Here is a 1,529-nt window from a genome sequence, read left to right as displayed (position 1 = left end):
AGCCTTTTTGGTTACTTTTGGGGCTCTTTTCCAAAAGTGACCCGCTGTAAAAGCGGAACCGCCAGCCGCCGTTACCGCAGAAACGGATATGTACCCGGTCCAATCCAACATCCTGGTCGGCCCAGAGGCCGTCATCGGGGGCAAGCCCCCTCCCACATTGGGCCGAGGCGTGTCAGTGGGTAGCTGTCGGTTGGGAGGCCGCCATCGGGGGCAAGCCCCCTCCCACATTGGGCCGAGGCGTGTCAGTGGGTAGCTGTCGGCTGTGAGACCGCCATCGGGGGCAAGCTGAACTGGCCTAATGATTTTGGACACTTCAATCGGGCGCTATGATAGCGCCCAAATCTGAGGTGTTTGGTTATGCGTAAATCTTATTCGAGTGAGTTCAAGCTCAAGGCTGCCAGCATGGTGTTGGATGAAGGTCAGCCGGTTACCGAGGTGTGTGCCACCCTGGATATCGGCCCCACAGCCCTGCGCCGCTGGGTCGATCAAGTGCAAAAAGAACGCTTGGGCTCGACCCCGGTAGGGGCCAAGGCGATTACTGCTGATCAACGAGAAATCCAGAGGCTCAAAGCTCTGCTCAGAGAGAAAGACCTGGATATCGAAATTCTAAAAAAGGCCAGTGCTCTCCTGCTTTTGGACGCCAAAGATCATTCACGTTGATCGATGAGCTGGACGAGCAGTACGGCGTTAAAAGGTGTTGCCAGGCGTTTGGGGTCAACCGCAGTAGCTTCTACGCCTGGCGCCAGCGCCAAGGCAGAGCAAATCCTGAGAGGGATAAGCTCAAAGCCGCGCTGGTCAGGCACCACAAGGCGTCCAGAGAGTCGGCCGGTGCACGTACGTTGTCCAAGGAGCTACAAGCCAAAGGGCATCGTATCGGGCGTTATATGGCTCGCAGTTTGATGCGCGAAGCTGGCATCGCCAGCCGTCAGCGCAGGCGCCATAAGTACAGGTCGCCGGGCGTGGAGGCCTTGGTGGCGCCGCACGTGCTCAAGCGAAAATTTGATGTGACGGCGGTTAATCAGGTGTGGTGTGGCGACGTGACATATATCAAGGTCGGCAAGCGGTGGATGTACTTCGCCGCCGTTCTGGATTTGTACGCTCGCAGGATCGTGGGCTGGTCGTTCTCGATGATTTCTGATGCCAACCTGACCTGCGAAGCGCTACGCATGGCGGTTGAGCTACGCGGCCATCCCCAGGATGTGTTGTTTCATTCTGACCAAGGTTGTCAGTACACCAGTCATAAATTCCGAAACGAGCTGCTGAAACAGGGGTTTAGGCAGAGTATGAGCCGTAAAGGCGAATGCTGGGACAACGCCCCGATGGAGCGTTTCTTTGGCAGCTTGAAATCAGAGTGGGTGCCTGAAACGGGCTACAAACTGGAACATGAGGCCCGAGCAGACGTGCAGCGCTATGTCTCGCGCTACAACATCAGCAGGCCTCATAGCTACAACGACTACCGGTCGCCGGTCGTGAAGGAAAGGTTGGCGGCGTGAACCTTAATCAGTGTCCAAGATTACTTGACCAGTTCA

The 1,529-nt window shown here is 56.6% G+C and carries 2 protein-coding genes; both read left to right on the top strand.

The genetic code is table 11. From position 1 onward, the window contains the following. The first annotated feature begins 357 nt into the window (after positions 1 to 357). Complete coding sequence (locus tag BFQ04_RS30540) at positions 358 to 660, top strand: transposase (protein ID WP_065949522.1); 303 nt, start codon at positions 358 to 360, stop codon at positions 658 to 660. Beyond that, positions 657 to 1,493, top strand: coding sequence for an IS3 family transposase (locus tag BFQ04_RS23630; RefSeq protein ID WP_065949523.1), 837 nt, complete (start codon positions 657 to 659; stop codon positions 1,491 to 1,493). The genes BFQ04_RS30540 and BFQ04_RS23630 overlap by 4 nt, the downstream gene beginning before the upstream one ends. Positions 1,494 to 1,529: the final 36 nt, after the last annotated feature.

Source organism: Pseudomonas sp. 37 R 15 (assembly GCF_900004865.1).
In the GTDB taxonomy this organism is placed as follows: domain Bacteria; phylum Pseudomonadota; class Gammaproteobacteria; order Pseudomonadales; family Pseudomonadaceae; genus Aquipseudomonas; species Aquipseudomonas fluorescens_AM.
This window is presented reverse-complemented; position numbering and strand designations above follow the sequence as displayed.